Annotated in this window: 21 protein-coding genes and 1 tRNA gene; 12 read left to right on the top strand and 10 right to left on the bottom strand. The window is 43.3% G+C overall.

Features of this window, described 5'->3' with window-relative positions:
• Positions 1-69: 69 nt before the first annotated feature.
• The 3 genes from LLW17_RS02185 to LLW17_RS02175 all read right to left on the bottom strand — a co-directional run bounded on the left by LLW17_RS02185 (position 70) and on the right by LLW17_RS02175 (position 1,941).
• Positions 70-141 (bottom strand) — tRNA-Arg (locus LLW17_RS02185).
• Between the two features lie 92 nt (positions 142-233).
• Complete coding sequence (locus LLW17_RS02180) at positions 234-1,370, bottom strand: methionine aminotransferase (protein WP_228228627.1); 1,137 nt, start codon at positions 1,368-1,370, stop codon at positions 234-236.
• On the bottom strand, positions 1,360-1,941 hold the full coding sequence (locus LLW17_RS02175; RefSeq protein ID WP_228228626.1) for a DUF3109 family protein: 582 nt from the start codon (positions 1,939-1,941) through the stop codon (positions 1,360-1,362). The genes LLW17_RS02180 and LLW17_RS02175 overlap by 11 nt, the downstream gene beginning before the upstream one ends.
• Before the next feature lie 218 nt (positions 1,942-2,159).
• Here LLW17_RS02175 and LLW17_RS02170 point away from each other — a divergent pair, with 218 nt between their 5' ends.
• Both LLW17_RS02170 and LLW17_RS02165 read left to right on the top strand, forming a co-directional pair.
• Positions 2,160-2,732, top strand: coding sequence for a MarC family protein (locus tag LLW17_RS02170; RefSeq protein ID WP_228228625.1), 573 nt, complete (start codon positions 2,160-2,162; stop codon positions 2,730-2,732).
• 59 nt (positions 2,733-2,791) lie between these two features.
• Positions 2,792-3,007 (top strand): hypothetical protein, encoded by a 216-nt coding sequence (locus tag LLW17_RS02165; protein WP_228228624.1) that lies wholly within the window; start codon positions 2,792-2,794, stop codon positions 3,005-3,007.
• A 6-nt stretch (positions 3,008-3,013) separates the two neighbouring features.
• Here the strand turns inward: LLW17_RS02165 and LLW17_RS02160 are convergent, their stop codons facing one another.
• From LLW17_RS02160 to LLW17_RS02145, 4 genes are all read right to left on the bottom strand, one after another.
• Complete coding sequence (locus tag LLW17_RS02160; protein ID WP_228228623.1) at positions 3,014-3,307, bottom strand: hypothetical protein; 294 nt, start codon at positions 3,305-3,307, stop codon at positions 3,014-3,016.
• 1 nt (position 3,308) lies between these two features.
• Entirely contained in the window at positions 3,309-4,895 is a 1,587-nt protein-coding gene (locus LLW17_RS02155) for a S41 family peptidase (RefSeq protein ID WP_228228622.1), read from the bottom strand.
• Positions 4,895-5,335, bottom strand: a complete 441-nt coding sequence (locus LLW17_RS02150; protein WP_262908920.1) for a deoxycytidylate deaminase — start codon at positions 5,333-5,335, stop codon at positions 4,895-4,897. Before LLW17_RS02150 ends, LLW17_RS02155 begins: the two co-directional genes overlap by 1 nt.
• Before the next feature lie 91 nt (positions 5,336-5,426).
• Positions 5,427-6,011: a HupE/UreJ family protein gene (locus LLW17_RS02145; RefSeq protein WP_228228621.1), complete on the bottom strand. Its 585-nt coding sequence runs from the start codon at positions 6,009-6,011 to the stop codon at positions 5,427-5,429.
• 133 nt (positions 6,012-6,144) lie between these two features.
• Here LLW17_RS02145 and LLW17_RS02140 point away from each other — a divergent pair, with 133 nt between their 5' ends.
• Together LLW17_RS02140 and LLW17_RS02135 are read left to right on the top strand one after the other, a co-directional pair.
• Positions 6,145-6,591, top strand: a complete 447-nt coding sequence (locus LLW17_RS02140; protein WP_228228620.1) for a hypothetical protein — start codon at positions 6,145-6,147, stop codon at positions 6,589-6,591.
• A complete protein-coding gene (locus LLW17_RS02135; protein ID WP_228228619.1) occupies positions 6,584-7,597 on the top strand; it encodes a YihY/virulence factor BrkB family protein in 1,014 nt (337 codons plus the stop codon). The genes LLW17_RS02140 and LLW17_RS02135 overlap by 8 nt, the downstream gene beginning before the upstream one ends.
• On the opposite strand, the gene LLW17_RS02130 is transcribed toward LLW17_RS02135, so the two are convergent.
• Positions 7,587-8,648 carry an endonuclease/exonuclease/phosphatase family protein gene (locus LLW17_RS02130; RefSeq protein ID WP_228228618.1) on the bottom strand — a complete coding sequence of 354 codons (1,062 nt, stop codon included), beginning with the start codon at positions 8,646-8,648 and terminating at the stop codon, positions 7,587-7,589. The two genes, LLW17_RS02135 and LLW17_RS02130, sit on opposite strands and share 11 nt — an antisense overlap.
• An 86-nt stretch (positions 8,649-8,734) precedes the next feature.
• On the opposite strand from LLW17_RS02130, the gene LLW17_RS02125 reads away from it, so the two are divergent.
• The 8 genes from LLW17_RS02125 (at position 8,735) to LLW17_RS02090 (ending at position 18,802) form a co-directional block, all read left to right on the top strand.
• Entirely contained in the window at positions 8,735-11,572 is a 2,838-nt protein-coding gene (locus LLW17_RS02125; protein ID WP_228228617.1) for a carboxypeptidase regulatory-like domain-containing protein, read from the top strand.
• A gap of 145 nt (positions 11,573-11,717) precedes the next feature.
• A complete protein-coding gene (locus LLW17_RS02120) occupies positions 11,718-13,121 on the top strand; it encodes a DUF5689 domain-containing protein (protein WP_228228616.1) in 1,404 nt (467 codons plus the stop codon).
• Positions 13,122-13,174: 53 nt separating this feature from the next.
• Entirely contained in the window at positions 13,175-13,834 is a 660-nt protein-coding gene (locus tag LLW17_RS02115) for a peptide deformylase (RefSeq protein WP_228228615.1), read from the top strand.
• Positions 13,835-13,907: 73 nt separating this feature from the next.
• Positions 13,908-14,447, top strand: a complete 540-nt coding sequence (locus tag LLW17_RS02110) for a hypothetical protein (protein WP_228228614.1) — start codon at positions 13,908-13,910, stop codon at positions 14,445-14,447.
• Positions 14,447-16,309: a sensor histidine kinase gene (locus tag LLW17_RS02105; protein WP_228228613.1), complete on the top strand. Its 1,863-nt coding sequence runs from the start codon at positions 14,447-14,449 to the stop codon at positions 16,307-16,309. Before LLW17_RS02110 ends, LLW17_RS02105 begins: the two co-directional genes overlap by 1 nt.
• Entirely contained in the window at positions 16,306-16,932 is a 627-nt protein-coding gene (locus tag LLW17_RS02100) for a response regulator (protein ID WP_228228612.1), read from the top strand. The genes LLW17_RS02105 and LLW17_RS02100 overlap by 4 nt, the downstream gene beginning before the upstream one ends.
• An 87-nt stretch (positions 16,933-17,019) precedes the next feature.
• On the top strand, positions 17,020-18,348 hold the full coding sequence (locus tag LLW17_RS02095; protein ID WP_228228611.1) for a DUF5723 family protein: 1,329 nt from the start codon (positions 17,020-17,022) through the stop codon (positions 18,346-18,348).
• Between the two features lie 133 nt (positions 18,349-18,481).
• Positions 18,482-18,802 (top strand): DUF1456 family protein, encoded by a 321-nt coding sequence (locus tag LLW17_RS02090; protein WP_228228610.1) that lies wholly within the window; start codon positions 18,482-18,484, stop codon positions 18,800-18,802.
• On the opposite strand, the gene LLW17_RS02085 is transcribed toward LLW17_RS02090, so the two are convergent.
• Positions 18,799-19,746: an endonuclease/exonuclease/phosphatase family protein gene (locus LLW17_RS02085; protein ID WP_228228609.1), complete on the bottom strand. Its 948-nt coding sequence runs from the start codon at positions 19,744-19,746 to the stop codon at positions 18,799-18,801. The genes LLW17_RS02090 and LLW17_RS02085 overlap by 4 nt on opposite strands.
• A gap of 839 nt (positions 19,747-20,585) precedes the next feature.
• Positions 20,586-21,098: a hypothetical protein gene (locus LLW17_RS02080; RefSeq protein WP_228228608.1), complete on the bottom strand. Its 513-nt coding sequence runs from the start codon at positions 21,096-21,098 to the stop codon at positions 20,586-20,588.
• Positions 21,099-21,115: the final 17 nt, after the last annotated feature.

Here is a 21,115-nt window from a genome sequence, read left to right as displayed (position 1 = left end):
TCAAAAAATATTAAAACGCTGTATATCATTATTTTAACGTTTATCTGATGTAGTCTAAAACCTACTTCGTAGCCTCACCAGGAATCGAACCTGGATCTAAAGTTTAGGAAACTTCTATTCTATCCGTTGAACTATGAGGCCAATTTGTATGTTACATTATTTCCCTAAAAATCTAAAGTTTAGGACCCCGACGCTTCGGGGCCTTTCTATCCATTGAACCACGAGGCCGTTTGCTAGATCGAATTTAGGATTTCTGCTGCTTTTAGCAAGTCTTTTTCTGCTTTTGCAAAACAAAACCGAAGCAAATGATCATCGCGGTGGTTTACATTAAATACCGAAACCGGTATACTCGCGAGTTTATGTTCGCGGGTTAGGCGTTTGGCAAAATCAACTGCGGGCTCATCGGTAATGGCGCTGTAATCCATGATCTGAAAGTACGCTCCTTCTGCCGGAGTATAAGTAAAACGGCTTTGATTTAATGCATTTAGAAACGTATCCCGCTTAGCCTGATAAAACTCAGATAAGCCCAAATAATGCTTCGGTTCTTCCAGGTATTGCGCCAAGGCAATTTGGGTAGGATGGTGAATGCTGAAAACCAGATTTTGATGTACTTTTCTAAATTCTCGCATCAAGTCTTTTGGCGCCAGACAATATCCCATTTTCCAACCCGTGGTGTGAAAGGTTTTTCCAAAAGAAGCCGTGATCAACGCCCGCTCGGCAATGCCGGGATAGGAAGCTGCACTCCGGTGAACTCTTCCGTCAAAAACCATATGCTCATATACCTCGTCGCTTAAAATCAAAATGTTAGTATCCCTAACAATCGCTTCTAACTGCTTTAAATCTGAATCTTTAAAGACCATTCCGCCTGGGTTATGCGGATTGTTGATGATGATCATTCGGGTTTTTGAGGTGACCGCATTGGCAACGGCATTCCAATCGATTTGTAGGTAAGGTGCTTCCAGCTGAACGGGAACCGGAGTAGCTCCCTGTAATTTGATGGTTGGTTCATAACAGTCAAAAGCAGGCTTGAGCACGATGACTTCATCTCCGGGATGTACAAATGCCGTAATCGCTACATAAAGAGCTTCCGAAGCACCTACTGTCAGATTGATTTCGTGTTCGGGATCGTAAATTTTTCCCCGTAAATCAGCAATAAGTTCGCTAATCTTTTCGCGTAAGCGTAAATGACCCGCAGGCGGCGCGTATTGATTGTAGCCGTCTCGCATAGCCTTACTCACCAAATCAATCAATACCGGGTCTGGTGAGAAACCCGGAAAACCCTGAGACAGGTTAAGCGCGTTATGCTCAACAGCAAGGCCGGTCATTTCGGCAAATATCGAAGCCTGATCGCCCGGAAGTTTACTCTGCATCCTCTTTTCTGAAATGGTCGGCCACCGCCTCAAGTTCCTCGTACCATGCTTCACCAAATTTACGGATCAGAGCATCTTTGGTAAACTTGTAAACCGGCACCTGCAGTTCTTTACCCAGTGTGCATGCATCGTCACAAATAGGCCATTTGTGGTAATTTACCGCGGTAAATCTGGAATACTCCTGCAAACGCACGGGGTATAAATGACAGGAAATGGGTTTTCTAAAATCTACCTCGCCGGCATTATACGCATCTTCGATACCGCAGGAAGCCACGCCATCTTTGGTAAAGGTAACGTAAGCGCACTCTGCACCGTTTACCAGCGGGGTCTCGAGTTCGTCAAGATCGGTTTTGATATGCGTACCCTGCTCTTCGATGGCTTTTATCCCTTCGGGTCTTAAAAACGGCTTCACCTTAGGGTAAATAGCTTTTAAAATAGCAACCTCATCGGGCTCGAGGGGCGCACCTGCTTCTCCGGCAATACAACATTCGCCTTTACAGGCTGAAAGATTACACACAAAATCCTTCTGTATGACTTCTTCTGAAACTATGGTTTTATCTATCTGAAACATGCCGCAAAGATACGTTTTAGGTGAGAATACTTATATTACTTAAGGCTTAAGTATAACCCGGTAAATACCACAACTTAACCCAAGTATAATTACCCGGAATTTATTTCAGTTTAAGTTTGACTTTACGAGACTAAGTATTTGTTAAATCTAAACCCAAAACTGATTAATATTCAAAGAAATAGCCGTAATTTTGCGCCCTCAAAAAAAGAAGCACAGGTATGAACTTCGACATTAAAGAAATCGCAACGGCAACCATGATTTTGTTTGCCATTATTGACATCATAGGCAGTATCCCTATTATCATTGGCTTACGCGAAAAAGTAGGCCACATTCAGAGTGAGAAGGCTTCTATTGTAGCGGCAGCACTTATGGTTATGTTTCTGTTTATCGGGAAAGAAATTCTGAATCTTATAGGTATTGATGTAAACTCATTTGCCGTTGCCGGGGCATTTATCATCTTCTTTATCGCCCTCGAAATGATTTTAGGAATTCAATTGTATAAAGATGATGCGCCCGAAACCGCCAGTGTGGTACCTCTGGCTTTTCCGCTTGTGGCAGGCGCAGGTACGATGACCTCCCTGCTTTCGCTTCGCGCTGAATACGAGGTTGAAAACATCATCGTTGCCATAATTATCAATATTTTATTTGTGTATCTGGTTCTGAAAGCTTCAGGAAAAATCGGAAAAATTCTGGGAAAACAGGGAATTAGCATCATACGCAAGATCTTTGGCGTAATTTTGCTGGCAATGGCGGTAAAGCTGTTTACCACAAATATTCAAGGACTATTCTAAAGATCTGAATATAAATAAGCCTTCAGCTCAACACCGCACGGAACCGCAATACGTTAACTATGAAAATTGCTCTTTATATCTTGCTGGGATTGGCCGGCGCGCTACTTATTTTTAACCTTACCAAAATTGACTATGCCGCACCCCTGGCGGGAGACAGTATGGTCGCTGTCATTTCGGTAGCAGCTTGCCTGTGTGCAGCTTTGTTACTGGTCATTTTGATGCTTTCGCGAAAAATTGCCGAAAAAAACAGAAAAGCACGTTCTGCAAAACGCTAATTGCGCCTACAGTAAGGAGACTAGTGTGGGATTGAAGAATTCATAAACAATCCCTACAACAAAAGTGGCTATAGCCAGAATAAGGAACAGCTTGTGCAGCCTTTGAAAAAAGAGGGTTCGCTTTAGCTTTCTGCGCAGTGACTTATCACTTATTTTTTTCATCTGTTCTTTTATCTCCCGTCTCGAGAGGTAAAACGGACTCACCGAAATCCCGTTTGAGATGAGGATGCCGGCACTGTTATCAAGCAAACGAAAAACAGCAGCGATGCAAAACACGAAAATAGATGCGATGATAATCATATCAACTACGGCTTAACTCCTTAATTTTAGCAATGGCAGGATCTTCATCGTTAATCAGCTTTTCATAAATAGTATTACCAAAAAGCTGTTGAGCCATCACGGCTTTAATATAACGCTTTAAATCGTTTTTGTAATCTTTTATCCGGATTTTTAAATTACGGTCATTGAGATATCCTACGAAAGCGGTCACATCTGCATCGGTAATATCGACGTCCTGCTCAAAAGTCGCATACGAAAGACTGTTGTAATACACGCGGCGTTTCTCAAGCAACTCAAAAACAAAACGCGACATAGCACCCGAGCGCAACGCGTAGATGATGGCTTCTTTCTCGTAATTGGTATCCTTCGGTATAAAAACATCAGGAATAATACCGCCGCCGCCGTACACCACTTTCCCTTTTGGGGTCACATACCTTAAACTGTCTGCCGTGCTGATGCTGTCTACACTTTGCATCTCCCCGTTTTTATAGCGTTTCAGGTAGTCTTCATAATACGCCTGATTACCTTCATCGTAAGGGCGCTGTATGCTTCTTCCGGTAGGCGTGTAATAACGGGCAATCGTAAGACGCACAGCGCTGCCGTCTCCAAGATCCATTTCACGCTGCACAAGCCCTTTACCAAAAGACCTTCTTCCCACAATAACACCGCGGTCGTTATCCTGCAGGGCACCGGCTACGATTTCACTGGCAGAGGCCGAGTTCTCGTTGATGAGTACATAAACCTGTCCCGTCTCAAAATCGCCCTCACCCGTTGCAAAGGTATTTTCAATCTTTCCGGTTTTATTTTTGGTAAATAAAATAAGCTTGTCATCTTCCAGAAATTCGTCTGCTACTTTTTCTGCTGCCGAAATATAACCTCCCGGGTTTCCGCGCAAATCAAGAACCAGTTCTTTGGCTCCCTTTCGTTTTAAATTCTGCAAGGCGGCGTGAAATTCGTCAGGCGTACTTTCCGCGAAGCGATTAACCTTGATATAGCCCAACGTATCGGTGAGCATATAGAACGCGTCAACACTCTTAAGCGGCACCACATCGCGTTTTACTTTAAAATTGAGCAGATTATCTGTTCCGGGTCTGAGCACGGTAAGATTTACAAGCGTGCCCGCCTTACCTTTGAGCTGGTTCACAACCGTATCGCTTATGACGGTTCGACCGGTAAGCGACTTCCCGTCGGCAGCTATGATGCGGTCTCCACCCCGAATGCCCACTTTTTCACTGGGACCACCGGGCAGCGCACGGGTAACGGTTATGGTATCGTTATAATCGTAAAAGCTTATACCTATACCTACAAAATCACCCTTCATACTTTCGGTGATTTCCTGAAGCTCGCTTGGAGGAATATAAACCGAGTGCGGATCGAGATTTTCTAATATTCCGTTTACCGTAACGTCAACAATACTATCTGTATTTATAGGATCTACATACTCATAATCGATGTAGTCAATGAGCCGGTTAAGCTTTTCCTTTTTTGAATTTCCGCCTAAAATCGTTGAAGATGCAGCGCCATAATTGAGTTTACTACCAATAGCGATGCCTATCACAACTGCGATGCAGAAAAAAATGGGCAGGTACTTTTTTTGATAGCCTCCCATTACGCGTCAATGTTTTCTATACACACCACATCTACTCCGGCTTTTCGTAAAAAATCAATTCCGCTGGGATCTTTATAGCCTACGTGATACACCACGCGTTTGATCCCGGCCTGATGCACCAGTTTGCTGCATTCGGGACAGGGCGAAAGCGTGATGTATAAGGTAGCTCCGTTACAGGATTGGGTGGAAGAGGCAACTTTTAAAATGGCATTTGCCTCGGCGTGAAGCACATACCATTTGGTATAGCCTTCGTCATCCTCGCAAATATTTTCAAAACCGGTAGGTGTACCGTTGTACCCGTCTGAAATGATCATTTTATCCTTTACAATAAGTGCCCCAACCTGCTTGCGCTGACAATAGGAAAGTTTAGCCCATTCCCGGGCCATACGTAAGTATGCAATATCGTATTTGAGCTGTTTGTCTTTTGTAATTGAAGGCATAAATATTTAGATACCTGCACTTCAGGTGTGCGATTCTTTGAGCTTGCGAAGATAAAAAACTTAGTCTGCTTCTCATCCCAAAAAACATAGTTTACCACGGATAATTCGCTATTAACATAGGTATTACCATCCCGATTACCACCGCTGAAATAAAAAGCATCCAGTCGCGTCTTGAAAACCGAAAAATCGTTTGTCCCAAAAATCCCAGGATAAGCACAATGAGTACAATGATAAGCTGAGCCGCTTCGATACCCAGTGCAAACTCGGCAAGCGGAAGCAATCGGCTTGATAAATGCGCGGTAAGCTGTACAAAAAACGAAGAGAATCCCAGACCGTGAATAAGGCCGAAGAACAGCGCGGTAATAAGTAACACGCCCAGTTTGTCTTTGTTGGCGCCCTTTCCGGCGGTAAACACGTTATATAATGCTGCCACAAAAATGGTGACCGGTATGAGGAACTCGATAATGTTTCGGTTTACGCTCACCACACCGTATGTTGCCAATAGTAAGGATACCGTATGACCCAGAGTAAACAGCGTTACCAGTAAAAACACACGCTTCCAGTCTTTAAATACATAAGGAACGGTGAGTACAATAAGGAAAAGCACGTGATCGTAGGCCTTGTAATCGAGTACGTGCTCGAGACCAATCTTAAAATAGAACCAGAAGTCTGACATTTAGGGGGTATTTTCAAGTTTGTCAAAACTACAATTATTTCTGAAAGTTGAACCCAAAAACGTTAAACTAAGCCTAAACGCCAGAAGTTGCTGCGGGTGCTTTCGTAATTTCGATACCTAATCTCTATACCTGGTGAGCACTCCAATACGATATTATTTCAGCCTTTTTATTCTGGTAATTTTTACCGGCTGTGGTGCCACGCCCGGATTTACCACAAGCAAAAAAACCTTACCCAACGCCCCCACCTATACCTACATAGATACGAAAGGCAACACCTACGCCATAAGCCAAAACAAATTTATTTACGATCCGGTTTCTGAAGACGATACTATTGATGGTCTTGATGATGAAGGCTACCATCAGGAAATCAACATCAGTCTCAATGATTATGCTAAAATCGCGGCAGCCTGTGATCGGCAATTTGAGGAAACTCAAAAAGAGCTTCCCGCAAATTACAACGGCAACGTGATCCCAACTCTGCTGCGCAGCTATCCTGATCGCACAGACGAACTCACGCTAAGCATCAAAGGTGTTGACGAGCTGGATTACATCTTAATACCTTACATCGGCAATGAGTAGTTTAACCGGCCGCATTACCAAAAACGCTAAAAGTCTTTTTAATTTTCTGAAGGAGACTTATGTAGCCTGGGACCGTAACGATCCTTTCGCCAAGAGCGCGATAATCGCCTATTACACGCTGTTTTCGCTGCCCTCGCTGCTGATGATTGTAACCACGATTGCCAGCACGTTTATTGGCGCCGAAGCCGTACAGGGACGTATTCACGATGAGATTGCGCGCTTTATTTCGCCCGAAGTCGCAAAATCTATTGAAGAAATCATCAGTAACGTGACCCTGCAAAACGACAACTGGATAACGCTCATCATCAGCATTGCTGCCTTAATTTACGGTGCTACCGGAGTATTCTTCCAGATGAAAAAAACGATGAATACCATCTGGAATGTGACCGAGAAAAAGCAAAACTTCAAACGTATGCTCATCAACCGGGCTATTGCTTTTGGGATGGTACTCGTTCTTGGCTTTATGTTGCTGGTCGCTTTTGTGGTCACCGTGCTGCTCAACATCTTTACCGAATACCTCAGCAACTTTGCCCCTCAGGTGACCGTGATTTTTGCTGATATTCTGAGGTTTTTGGTTTCGTTTATTTTTATCGCAAGCCTGTTTGCCGCGATGTTTAAAATTTTGCCCGATGTAAAAATGGGATATAAAACCACGATTTTAGGCGCAAGTATTACCGCAATCCTGTTTTTAATTGGTGAAAGTTTACTGGGTATTTACTTCTCGAGCAGCAATCCCGCATCGGTTTATGGGGGTGCCGCCTCTGTTGTACTGGTGTTGCTTTGGGTAAATTATACCTGTCTTATTTTGTTTTTTGGTGCCGAAATTACCGTGCAGTATGCCATCGTTAAAAAACACCGAATCGTTCCCAGTTCGCACGCCAAACTCGCCCATACCGAAGAGATGCAGGCTTTACGTAAAAAAGAAAAGCAACTGGAAGCCGATAAAAAAAAAGCGATCGAATTAGCCACCAATCCTGAAGAGGAGAAAACCAACGCTACTTCCTAACTTCCCTCACAAAACATGCATAAACCGGAAAATGATCGCTGTATCCGCCGGTATAGCTTCCGTTGGCGAAACTGCGAAAGGGATAACCTTTAAAAGGTCCCGATGGGGTTTGCAAGAATTTCCTGTTGAAAATTCCCGCTTTGTAGAAACTAAACCCGGAATAATCCTGCTCCAGCCAGGCCGCACTTATAATTATTTGGTCAAACAAATTCCAGCTGTCGCGGTAGGCCAGACTGCCCAGACCTTGTTTAGCCAATTCTTCCATCGGATTGTAAAGATCAAGCAGTCCGGTTTGCTTAATTTTACCTTTGGTTTTCAACACCTTTTTGAGGCTGGCATCTTTTGGATCGTCGTTTAGATCCCCTATACCTACAAGCTTCGCATAGGGCTCCACACTCAAAATCGAATCGATGATTTTTCGGTTTAAAGCTGCAGCAGCCTCCCTTCTGGGCCGGGTGCGCTCCTCGCCCCCACTTCGCGAAGGCCAGTGATTCACCAAAATATGCACGCGTTCGCCTGCCAAATCTCCGCTAACCAAAAGTTGGTCGCGGGTATATATACGTTTGTTGTTTTCTTCAGGATCGTAAAGCGGAAGCTCAAAAGCTTTGCTGCTTACAGGCTTAAAAAGACTTTTTCGATACAACAAAGCCACATCCACCCCACGCCGGTCGGGCGAATCGTAGTGCACAATCCCGTAATCAAAGGCTTTCAGGATGTTTTGAGTGACCAGCGCTTCCAGCACTTTTCGGTTTTCAATTTCGGCAACGCCAATAAGTGCGGGAGGATCTGTAGTCTCATCCGGACCTATTTGCCGCAGGACCTCAGCCATTTTAGCGAGTTTGTCGGCGTAGATTTCGGGTGTCCAGTGATCTTTCCCGTCAGGAGTACGGTCGTCGTCAAACGTGATCAGGTCATTTTCGGTATCAAAAAGGTTTTCCAGATTGTAGAAAGCAATCGTGACCAGTTGAAAATCGCGCTGTTCCTGGGCGTAAAGCACCTCAAAAAGGCTACAGCAAAGCAGGCTCAAAACACTTAATCGAATTTTTCGCATCGGCTAACTAAATAAGCCTTATGAAGTTACATTAATTTCTACTTTAGATTGTGTACGCCCCCGCTGAAAAATCTAATTTTTTCACTGTGTACAAATTTTTGGTTTTTGGCCTTTGTCTGTTGGGCGTTTTATGCGCTCAGGGGCAGGAATTTCGCATTCGCGGAAGTGTAAAAGATGCGACCAACGCTGCAGGAATTCCTGAAGTACGTGTGCAGCTTACCGGCACATCGATTGAAACCACAACCGATGCTTCCGGCAGTTTTGAACTTACGGGCGAATTGCCAGCGGGAGATTACAACCTAAGCTTTAGCGCTTCGGGCTATTTCAGTCTTCAGCTGCCGGTGACGCTCAATCCCGGGAGCAGTATCGAACTCGATTACATTCCGTTAGAGATCGACCTTGCTGAAGCCAATCAAAACCTCACCTTAATCAGTTTATCAGACCTGCAACTCAACAACGAAGAGCAGCGCGACGATATACTTTCGCCCCTGCTTAGCGCAACCAATGATGCCTTTGGTAATGCCGCCGCTTTTGATTTTAGCAGTACCTTTTTCAGACCGCGTGGCCTTGACAGTCAGTATAGCAGTGTGCTCATCAACGGGATTAAGCTCAACAAACTGAGCACCGGCAGACCGCAATGGAGCAACTGGGGCGGCCTTAACGATGTGATGCGCAACCGCGAATTCACTCCCGGCATCGCGCCCGGTGATTACAGTTTTGGCGGCCCGGCAGGTACGCTGCACTTTGATATGAACGCCACTTCTTTAGGTCGCGGTGGCCGGGTGTCTTATGCCCAAGCCAATCGCAGCTATACCGGGCGCATTATGGCCAGTTACAACAGCGGTTTGTCGCAAAACGGCTGGGCATATTCCACTTTGGCATCGCGCCGATTTGGTAACGAAGGGTATATTGAGGGAACGCTTTATGACGCCAATTCGTTTTTTGCAGCGGTTGAAAAACAGCTTTCCGAAAAGCACAGCCTTAACCTAACTGCCATTTACACCCCAAATCGCAGGGGTCGCAGCACAGCACTGACTCAGGAAGTGCTTGATCTCAAAGGCAATCAATACAATCCCAACTGGGGTTATCAGGATGGAAAAATACGCAATGCCCGCCTACGCGGAATTGACGAACCCCTCGTGATCCTTTCGCACCATTGGAAATTCAGTTCGCGTAATACCCTTACCACCAGTGTAGCGTATCAATGGGGAAAAACAAGCAATTCGCGTATTGACAACACCGGAAGCACCCTCGTCAAAACCGAAGACGGCACAGATACATTTCTGGGCGGTGCGCGCAACCCGGCACCCAATTATTATCAGAATCTACCCGGCTATTTCCTGCGCTTCTCCAATCCTACCGCAGCCAATTACCAGAATGCCTATCTCGCCCGCGAGGCATTTGTAGAGTATGGTCAGCTCGACTGGGATGCATTGTATCAGGCAAATCGTGTCGCTTCAGAAACCGGTCTTAATGCTGTTTACGCCATTCAGAATGATGTAAATCAGGATCAAATGCTGCAAATCGCTTCGATTTTAAATACCGATTTGTCCCAAAAGCTGAAACTCACCGGGCGGTTTTCGGCTACGCGATTAAAGAGTGAAAATTACGCCGAGCTCGACGATCTTCTAGGCGGAAGCATTTGGCTGGATATCGACAGCTTTGCCGAAGATGATGCCACAACCGGTGGAGACCTGGCGCAAAGCGACCTGCAAAACCGAAACCGTCTCGTGCAGGAAGGCGACCGCTACAAGTATAATTACAGGATACTGGCCAGCGAACTTCAGGCTTTTGTGCAACTGCAGGCCACCCTAAAACGAATAGACGCCTATGCCGCTATCGAGCTGCAACAAACCCGCTATCAACGCGAAGGCTTGTATGAAAACGGATACTATCCCGGCAACCGGTCTTTGGGCAAAAGTGATGCTGTGGCATTTTTCACGCCAAGTGCCAAGGCCGGACTTACCTATAAATTCAGTGGTAAGCACTTTGCCTTACTCAACGCCGGTTTGCTCACTCAGCCACTGCCTTATAATACCGTGTTTACCAATGCCCGGCAAAACAACGACATTATTGATGAGGCTTCCGCAGAGCAAATCACCAATCTTGATCTCAGCTACATCTACCGAAGTCCGTCGCTCAAACTCAGGCTCACCGGTTATCTCATCGATTTTAAACGGGGCAGCGAATTGTCTTTTTTCTACACAAGTTCGTTGCAGTCCCCGCAAATCGAGCAGGGAAATGCCCTCGTTCAGGAAATCACGACCGGCATCAACCGCCGCAATCTGGGAGCAGAGTTCGGAGTGGAGTTCAAAGCTTTACCCACGCTAACTTTTAAAGCTGTAGCCGCTTACGGAAACTATCAATACACTTCAGACCCACAGGTCTATTATACCACAACGCTTGCGCAGCAACCCGTCATTTTCGGCGATGGCAACGTCAAATTGAACAATTACCATGTCGCCGACGGCCCGGAGCAGGCCTATCAACTGGGGTTTGACTACCGCGATCCGGACTTTTGGTGGCTGGGCGCCAGCTTCAACCGCTTTGCAGATGCCTATATTGACGTGAGTTACTTACGGCGTTCAGACGCTTTTAGTACCGATTTTGACGGACTGCCCTTTAATGACTACGACCCCGCACAAGCCCGTGTTTTGCTTCAGCAGGAAAAAATACCACCGTACAATTTGGTAAATCTCGTGGGTGGCAAATCCTGGCGGGTGAAGGATTACACCATAGGGTTTTTCGGCCTGGTCAACAATCTTTTAAATACCCGTTATAAAACCGGCGGTTTTGAAGATTCGCGAGTGGGTGATTACCGCAGTCTGCTCGAGGAATCCAACCGGGAGTTGCCGCTTTTTGGCAACCGCTATTTTACGGGTTATGGAACCACTTTTTATGTCAATGTATATGTACGCTTTTGAAGTTTTGCTTTCGCGAAAGGCTAACAAACAAACTAAAACTTAGTAATGCTTATGAAAGCCCATAGTGGGCATTTGGCAAATAAGGGTCATTACCCGCCTAAATAATTAAATAACTGAACCCTAATTCCTGATAAAATTTAACTAGATGAAACCTATATTTTACCAGCTCATCACGCTACTTGCTTTTACGGCTTGTGTGGAAACCGAGTTTGAAGTGCCCGAATCTAACGAAAATGAAATCGTACCGGATGGTACGGCGGTGAGTATTGCCTCGGTTTTGAGCAATCTTGCGCAAAGCAGCGAACCGGTCATCAGCTATAGTGACACAGATACTTACATCACAGGCTATGTCACGAGCAGCGATGTGGCGGGAAATTTTTTTCGGGAACTCATCATTCAGGATGCTCCTGAAAATCCTACTGCCGGCATTACACTGCAGTTGAATCAAAACGCTTTGTATACCGTTTATGAACCGGGGCGAAAAGTCTACGTAAAGCTGGATGGTCTGGCGGTAGCCGAAGAAAATGGGGTGGTACAACTGGGCATTCGTGACGGGAACGGGATTACTGAAATTCCGGCTTCGCTGATTCCTAAAACGGTTTTTAGAAGTACCGAAGTTGCCGAATTGATTCCGTTGCCCGTTACAATTGCAAACTTTTCTGCCGATCTGGAAAATTTGTACATCAGCCTTGATGATGCACAGTTTAACCGTCGGGAAGTTTTGGGCGAAAGCCCTAAAACCTTTGCCGGTGATGCCAACGATGAATTTGACGGCATACGCCTGCTTGAAACCTGTGAGCCTCGCGGCACGACTTTAGTCAGCACCAGTACCTTTGCCAAATTTAAATCGGTCGCCCTTCCGGAAGGTCGCGGCAGCATCAGCGGCATTCTGTCCCGTGATTTTTACGATGATTTTTACATTTTGCGCATCAATACCGTGGAGGCGCTTTCGTTTTCCGGCGCAAACCGCTGCGACCCGGCGGAGTTGCAGTGCGGCCTCGCTGAAACCGAAGGCGGTACGGTGATCTTTAAAGACAACTTTCAGACGCAAACCCGCAATACGTTTATCACGGGCAACGGGTGGACGAACTTTATCGAATACGGCACGCAGGCCTGGGAAGCGTATACCGCGACAGGAACGAATGCCTCGCAGGGGATTTCAGCACGAATTGATTCGTATCAATCGGGCAACCCCTTGAGTGTGGGCTGGTTGATCACTCCGTCTATAGATCTTACTACATTTTCCGAAGTGCGTATCCGGTTTGAAACGAGCAGCAGTTTTGCCGATAACAGTGAGCTCGACGTACTCTTTAGCTCCGACTGGGACGGTACTACCGAGGGGATTACGCAGGCCACCTGGCTTGTATTGGAAGATGCTTTTGTGATACGCGATCAGGATTTTTTTGGCGACTGGTACAGTTCGGGGATTGTAAGGCTTTCGTGTGCAAGTGGCGAAACCGCTTACGTGGCTTTTAGATATACCGGTAGTGGTGCTGAAGCTTCAGACGGCACCTATCAGCTTGACAATATTAGCATTACGGCAGATTAAAAATCTGATACCGAGTAAAAGTGCTATTTTTAGGAAACTAAAACTCCCTGATTTTGACTAAAACTATACTCCTTTCGTTACTTATGGTTTGCTTTTTGGCCTGTGATACTAAAAAGCAACAACCTGAAATTCCGTCCCAATTCAATGCCGAACAGGTTAACCTGATTATGGCTGCAGATTCGCTTACGCCTATGCGTGTCTTTAAAATCACTAACGAAAGTGATTCCCTTTTGCTGCGCACCCCCAGCGAATATGTAAAGGTAGATCCCAAAGACACGGTGCTTCAAAACCTCATCGCCCGAATGTACGCCACGGTACGCGACAGCCTGTCTCTGGGTGCCGGCATTGCCGCGCCACAAGTGGGTGTTCTTAAAAATATCGCGTGGGTGCAGCGTTTTGATAAAGACGGTTTTCCGTTTGAAGTTATCATCAATCCCGTGATTAAACAATACTCCAGGAAAAAACAGGATTGCCCCGAAGGTTGTCTTTCTATCCCCGGCAGGCGCGATACACTTTCAAGCCGTGCCTATGCCATTATGGTAGAATACGACAAGCCTGATGCCACGCACGAAATTGAAATGGTTGAAGATTTTACCGCGGTGGTTTTTCAGCACGAAATAGATCATCTAAACGGAATCCTCTACCTCGATCACTTAAAACAGGAGGTCAAAGAGGCGCAGGGATTGATGACTATAGATACGCTGCAACATTAAATATACCGGGTATTGGGTATAGTCTCAAAAGCACCAGAATTCTATATTTCGAAAAACTATAAACCTTTCCACTATGGAAAAAATTAAAAACAACAAGAGCATTGTTTATCTAGGCGATAATTCTAACACTTTCAACCAGCTGGTTTACGCATCACAGCTCTACGGTACTTTTTTCGCCGTCTATGCAGTTATAGAAACTGAAGCTGGGACCCACAAGGAGGAACGAGAGATCAAAGATATCACCTGTCATATTATAAATTACAAGGGAGTACTCAATATAGGTCTGGAAGATGTTATCTATAATTCAGTTACAGGGCAGATTGATTTACACCTTAAAGCTTTGGGAAACATATCGAAGGAAATCAAATGTAAAAAACTGACTAAGTTTCGGAAATCGAAATCAGATACTTTAGTATTTAGACGCCGTTTAGAAAAACTTCCAAAAGGTATAAATCACGGAGTTTTTGAAATCGAAGGCTATTACCGCGATGGTCATTTTACAAAGCCGAGACCAGACTATGATGATTTGACCACTAAAGATTCTAAAACTAAAACCGCCCTATTCGCTCCTGGAGCGCGGTGTATGATGTCTGAGCTTGAAGTTTTGATCTAATGCGATTGTTGTTGCCCTGCTTTGTTATAGTTTTTAAGATCCTGACTGCGTCAGGGCAACAAACCAATCGGGATATATTAAATTCGTACTTTCAAAATCTTAAGGAGCTGGAATATGCTGCTGCGCTTTCTCAAATAGAACAGCTAGAAAACCCGGTTTATCAAACGGCTCTTGAGAATTTTGCAAATCTCACTTACGAAGGCTTTACCGGAAATGCTTCAGACTACCGTGAGATTGTTGAGTCTGCTGAAATTTCTGATCCTTTTCTGGAAAGCATGCGTCTTCTTACACGGGGTTATTATGCGTTCTATTTTGCTTCAGACCGCACTGCGGCCTATCCTTATTTTTATTCAGCCTTAAAACTGGCAGATCAAACCGGCTATAAGCCTTTACAACAACAGGTACTGCTCGCGATATTGCAGTATTTTCATCACGAAATCGCCCGAAATAACAATAACTACGACATTTTTTTAAATAGGTACCGCGATCTTATAGAAGATGTGCACGATACCGTTCTTCACAAAATCTATGAATTGATTTTTTACTCTTCGGAGATCGACATCAAGTCTGTTTATTATAAAAATGCTTCCGTTTTAGAGGAGTTTATCCCAAAGCTTGAGGCCAACTGCAAGTTATTGCCCAAACTATATCTTGAAATTGCATTGTACCATGAACTTCAGGAAAATTATCAAAAATCAGAATTCTACTATCAAAAAGTAATTGAAGCGTCGGGTGATTTGCCCTATTATCTGGATAGTCGGTTTTCTGCAATTACTAAACTGGCCTATTTAAAACACAGGCAGGGCAATTCTGCTTCCGCACTAGAAAAATTGAAAGAGGCTTCTTGCTGCTACAATCCGCAGGACTCACTGAAAAACAGGTTTTTTGTTGAATATTACCGCTCTCTCTTTTATGAAGGTATGGGTGAAGATTCTCTCGCTTTGGCACATTACAAAACCTACGTAGAAGCCGGACACAATATCAACTTCAGGGATAATTCGCTCGAGATTTCAAGACTTCAGGTAGAACTCGAAACCGAAAAAAAAGCGAATGATCTGATCATTGAAAAACAAAACAAAAAGCGCTTTCTATTCATTGCGATAACATTAGGCTCATTATTGCTTATTGCCCTGATAATTGGCTCCTTAATTCTTAAAAACAGTCAAAAGAAGCGCAAACTGGCAGAACAGCAAAAAGACCTGGAGCGGCAAAAAGTATCTAATCTGTTAAAAGATCAGGAACTCGCCAGTATAGACGCCATGATTGAAGGTCAGGAAATAGAACGCGCCCGTATAGCCGGTGAACTTCATGATGATCTTGGGGCTTTAATGACAAATGTACGTATGCACTTTGAAGCCCTTAAAAACGCTCCTTCAGAAGATCTGTATCAAAAAACCAATACACTGCTTGATGAGGCTTATGCTAAAGTACGCACCATTGCACACGCCAAGAACAGTGGGGTGATTGCCAATCAGGGATTACTTAAAGCCCTTAAAGATTTGGCGCACAAAATCTCGCAGTTAAACGGGCTTCAAATAGATGTACAGGCCCACGGAATGGACACCCGCCTCGAAAACAGTCTTGAATTAAGCCTCTTTCGCATCATCCAGGAACTTATCACTAATGTGATCAAACACGCTCAGGCCAAAACGCTCACCATACATCTTGTAAACCATGGCGACTCACTCAATATTATGGTTGAAGATGATGGCGTGGGCTTTGATCCCAGACAAATCAGCAAACGCAGTGAAGGTATGGGTATAAACGCCATTGATAAACGCGTAGCCCATCTCAACGGAACTTTAGAAATAGAATCTGAACCCGGTCAAGGAACTTCTGTAATTATAGACTTACCCTTATGATTAAATTAGCAATAGGAGAAGATCATCAATCGCTTATAGACGGCATCAGCTTACTACTGGCCGAGCAGGAAGAAATCAAGTTGGTTTGCACCGCAAATGACGGGGAGGATCTGGTTACTCAGGTACTTAAATACCAGCCAGATGTGGTCATAACCGATATCCGAATGCCAAAAATGGACGGCATTGAAGCCACAAAACATATTAAAAATCAACTTCCGGATACCGGTGTGATCGCCTTTAGCATGTTTGATCAGACCGAAGCCATTAAGCAAATGCTCGATGCCGGCGCTTCGGGCTATGTACTTAAAAATTCAAGCCTTGAAACCCTAAAACAGGCCATTCAAAGAGTAGCTTCAGGAGAAACCTATTTTGATTCTCAAATCGACCTAAGTCTTATTGAGGCTGAAAACAACGCTTCCGAAAAAGGCGGACTACTTACCAAACGCCAGGTTGAAATTCTGCGGTACATCGCCCTGGGTAAAACTTCCCGTGAAATTGCAGACGAACTTTTTATAGGTGTACACACTGTAGATACGCATCGTAAAAATATGATGCGCATTCTGGAGCTAAAGGGAAAGGGCGAACTTTTGCGCTATGCTCTGGAGCGCAAGTATGACTTTTAAAATTCTTAATATTATCCTAAAATACCAGATATTGGGTATTTTTAGCTCAGATACAAACCTTTAATTTTGAATTACATACCTAAGCTTATGAAACAAAAATTATTTTTTCTGGCGATTTTTAGTATTTTTTTATCTACAAACCTCATAGCGCAAAATTATATAGGCCACCGTATAGATAACTATTCGGGCATTCACGGGGTCATGTATAATCCTGCAAATGTATTTGATTCACGAATGCGTGCAGATATCAATTTAGTTTCGGCCGGGGTAAGCTTTGGCAACGATTATGCAGGCATCAGTTCAAGCAGCCTTAATGCAAACGACGATGGATTTGATTTTGAAGAAGATGCTGATTTAAATCCTACAAATTCTAACAATTTCTATTCAAATGTAGACGTAATGGGACCTTCGTTTATGTTTAACCTGAATCCAAAAAGTAGTATGGGTCTGATCACACGTGTACGTGGTATTTACAATTTACATAATGCAAACGGTGAACTTTTTCAACGCATCGCAGACGATTTTGATTCTGAAGAAGATTTTACTTTTGACCTTAACAACCTTAACGGAACATTGCACGCCTATGCCGAAGTAGGTTTAGTCTACGGAAGAGTATTAATGGACAAAGAATCTCACTTTCTTAAAGGAGGAGTAACTTTAAAGTATTTAGCCGGTGGTGGCGGTGCATTTTTTAATTCTTCAAATCTTACGGGCCAGTATTCCTCTACCAATGCAAATGTTACGGTAAACGGAAACGTAAACTACGGGCAAACAACAGATGAAGAGGATTTTGACTTTACAGATACCTCTTCAGGTTTTGGGGCAGATTTTGGAGTGGTTTATGAATGGCGACCCGATAACGCTAATCTGGGCAATCGTGGTCTCAATAAGTACAAACTTAAATTAGGGCTTTCGGTTACAGATTTAGGTTCTATAAATTATGATGAAAGCACTATAGGCAACTATTCTGCTACTAACGCAGTCATTACTGAAGCTGAGTTTAATGAGAAAGGTATTGATGAAATATTACGCGACAATTTTGATGGTCAGGAGACCGTAGAAACTGCACAAATCAGTTTGCCCACAGCAATGCATATTGCAGCAGATTACCATCTCAAAAATAAATTTTATTTGAACCTGCAAACCTCACTATCACTGGTTTCGCCTGAATCCCAACAAGCCAGTAGAATTGCTAATATAGCAACACTTTCGCCTCGTTTTGAAAGTAAATGGTTTAGTGCTTACATGCCATTAAGTATGAGACAGTATGATGGTTTTGCCTGGGGATTTGGGCTTAGAGCAGGGCCTTTGACTTTAGGCTCAAGTACGATTCTTACAAATTTAATTTCTGAAAGCTCTAAAGGAGCAGATGTATATGTAGGCCTTAAAGTGCCCATATATCAACGAAGCAGATAATCTCTATAAGCGTCTCTTCAAACAACCCGTATTTATTAGCCGACCTAAAAACTCCTCTGAAAATGAGGAGTTTTTTATTTCTACCTTTACCCGGTAATCTGAAATCGATAATACAAGCTAAATACATTAAGTCATGGCCTTATCTAACAATGATATTTTTAAAAAACTACGTGTCGCCCTTAAATTGCGGGATGATGATATTGTAAAAATTTGTGCCCTGGTTGATTTTGCGGTGACCAAAAGTGAACTTGGCGCTATTTTCAGAAATGAAAATCATCCCAAATACGTGGAATGTGGCGACCAGTTTTTACGGAATTTCCTTAATGGTCTCGTCATTCATATGCGTGGCCCGATGCCCGAAAAAAAACCAAAAGCCGATAAACCGACCCTTAAAAAAGACGGGGGCAAGAAAACACCATCAAAGAAAAAAAGCAACCCCAAGAAGGCAGATTAATTTTCTTTTTTGAACACCACATATACCGGAAAGTGGTCGCTTGCGCCGCCCAGATAATTATCACCGGCATAGGTGCGTAAGGGATTGCCTTTAAAACGGCCCTCCTGTTCCTTTAGATATTCGGGGTTGTAGATGACCGACTTTACATATTCCAAAGGGTTGTCGTATGCTTTCATCCAGTTGGGTGAAAGGATAATCTGGTCAAACAAATACCAGTCTCCGCGGTGGGTTAACGAACCTGCGTAGCGGGTAAGCAGGAAAATCATCGGATTGTAAAAATCAGTCGACACCAAATACTCGCGCACCGCTTCACTTTGTGGATCATCATTGAAATCACCCATAATCAGGATTCGGGCTTCAGGATGCCGCGCGTTGATTTCGGCTATAATTTCCCGGTTTCGTTTTGCAGCCGCGATGCGTTTGGGATTAGAAAGTTCAACCCCTTCCCGGCGGGACGGCCAGTGATTGACCAAAATAAAAACTTCGATGGCATCCAGCTTTCCGTGAACGTATAAAATATCACGGGTGTAATCGCGCAGACCCTCAACATTGGATATATGAAGGCTGTAGCTTCGGCTTTCAAAAACTTCAAAAACATCCTTCCGGTACAACAGCGCCGTATCAATACCCCGCTCGTCCGGCGAATTGTGATGTACAAAATTGTAATGCAGATGCTGTAAAGCTTCGGTAGTAACCAGATCGCGCAGAACTTTTTTATTTTCGACCTCTGCCACACCCAAAATAGCCGGTGCGCTGCCTGTTTCAGCCCTTCCAATTTTAGCAATAACCCGAGACAACTTAGTAAGCTTTTCCGCATAGCGCGAAGCATTCCAGCCTAATTCCCCTTTTGGAGTAAACGCATCATCCAAAATATTGGGATCGTTGATGGTATCAAACAGGTTTTCGAGGTTGTAAAAGGCGATACTGAGTTTATTTTGAGGCATAGCCCGAGACTAAAGTTTATAAGTTAATTTAAAAATAGGCGTTCTTGGCTGAATAAAGGTGCGCTGGTCTTTAATTAGAAAATGACGATATGTATTTTGTGAAAATATGCTAAAGATTAGGCTTAAACTCCAACTGACAGTGTAGTGTAGAAATCTTTGTATTTGGCGGTAATGGCGAAGATAAAAACGGTCGATTTCCGTAAGGAAATGAAGTATAATTCTAAATCAGCTCCTGAGGAGCTATGAAAGAGGTAAAACTTTTTCTAAAGCCAAAGCCTTTTATTTTTCACTTTTGAAAGCAATAAAATAGTATTTCATAAAAAAGGCTGAAGCTCACTTACCTTAAAGGAAAAATCGGCTAAATATTATTTTAATCTTATAATAAATACACACATAGTGGAGTATTATTGAGTAATTGGAAAAGTTCTGCTTATAATAACAGTTAAAATTGGTAATATAAATCCGATTGAAACTAGCCAATTAGTGAAAAAATGTTCGAAAAAATTAATTTTCCTTATACCTATATATCTAACTTCTAATATGATGAAAGTAAGATATGTCCAAAAATAAAAGTACATTAAGTAATAGGCTACCAGATGACCAAGATCATCAATCCTAAAAATTAACGCAAGGATTAGGGCTCCAAAGAAATTAATACCTCTAAAAAATTCGGTGATTTTAAATTTATTTGGGGTGCTTTCTTTCATTCTTATAACTCAGTATTTCTAATACCATTAATTCAAAAAATCGCTAATACCTATCACTTGTTAATCTATTTCCGAAAACGTGCTTTTTGCTATTGCCGGCACTAGCCAGCAAGCCTGTGGGTCTTCATAGCATTAAAGTATATAATAAAACTTTTTTTTAAATAGGAAACTTGCGTCTCCTATTGGTTTATTTATATAATGAAAACTATGATTCATTGCGGCAGTTAAAATTGCTTCGACCTCAGATGAGCTTAAAGAAACTAAATTAGTTGGAAAGCGTAAAGAACAAGACAATACAGTATTCCCTATTTGATCAATAATGTAAGTAATACTAAAACGACTCTGCCTCGATCTATTGTTTCTTAAAAAATTAAAAGTACTGCTAGTAAATGTTTGTTGAAAAGAACTTAAATTAAAACCACTCCCCGATTTATATTTAGTATCTGTATTAGAGTCAGAAATCATTCTCATCAAGCTATAAGGTTGATCTGAAAACTGGTTAAACATCTGATTATGATTACTTGTATTAAATATTGTGTAAGCTCCATCAGATATAGTTTCTATTGGTGTTTCCTGTGCATTAAAGCTTTGAGAATAGATTAGAACAAGAAATGACACAAGATTAGTGCAAAACGGTATTTTCATATTTCAGCTTTTTCTAA

The sequence above is a fragment of the Leeuwenhoekiella parthenopeia genome, from assembly GCF_020782115.1.
GTDB classification, from domain to species: domain Bacteria; phylum Bacteroidota; class Bacteroidia; order Flavobacteriales; family Flavobacteriaceae; genus Leeuwenhoekiella; species Leeuwenhoekiella parthenopeia.
This window is presented reverse-complemented; position numbering and strand designations above follow the sequence as displayed.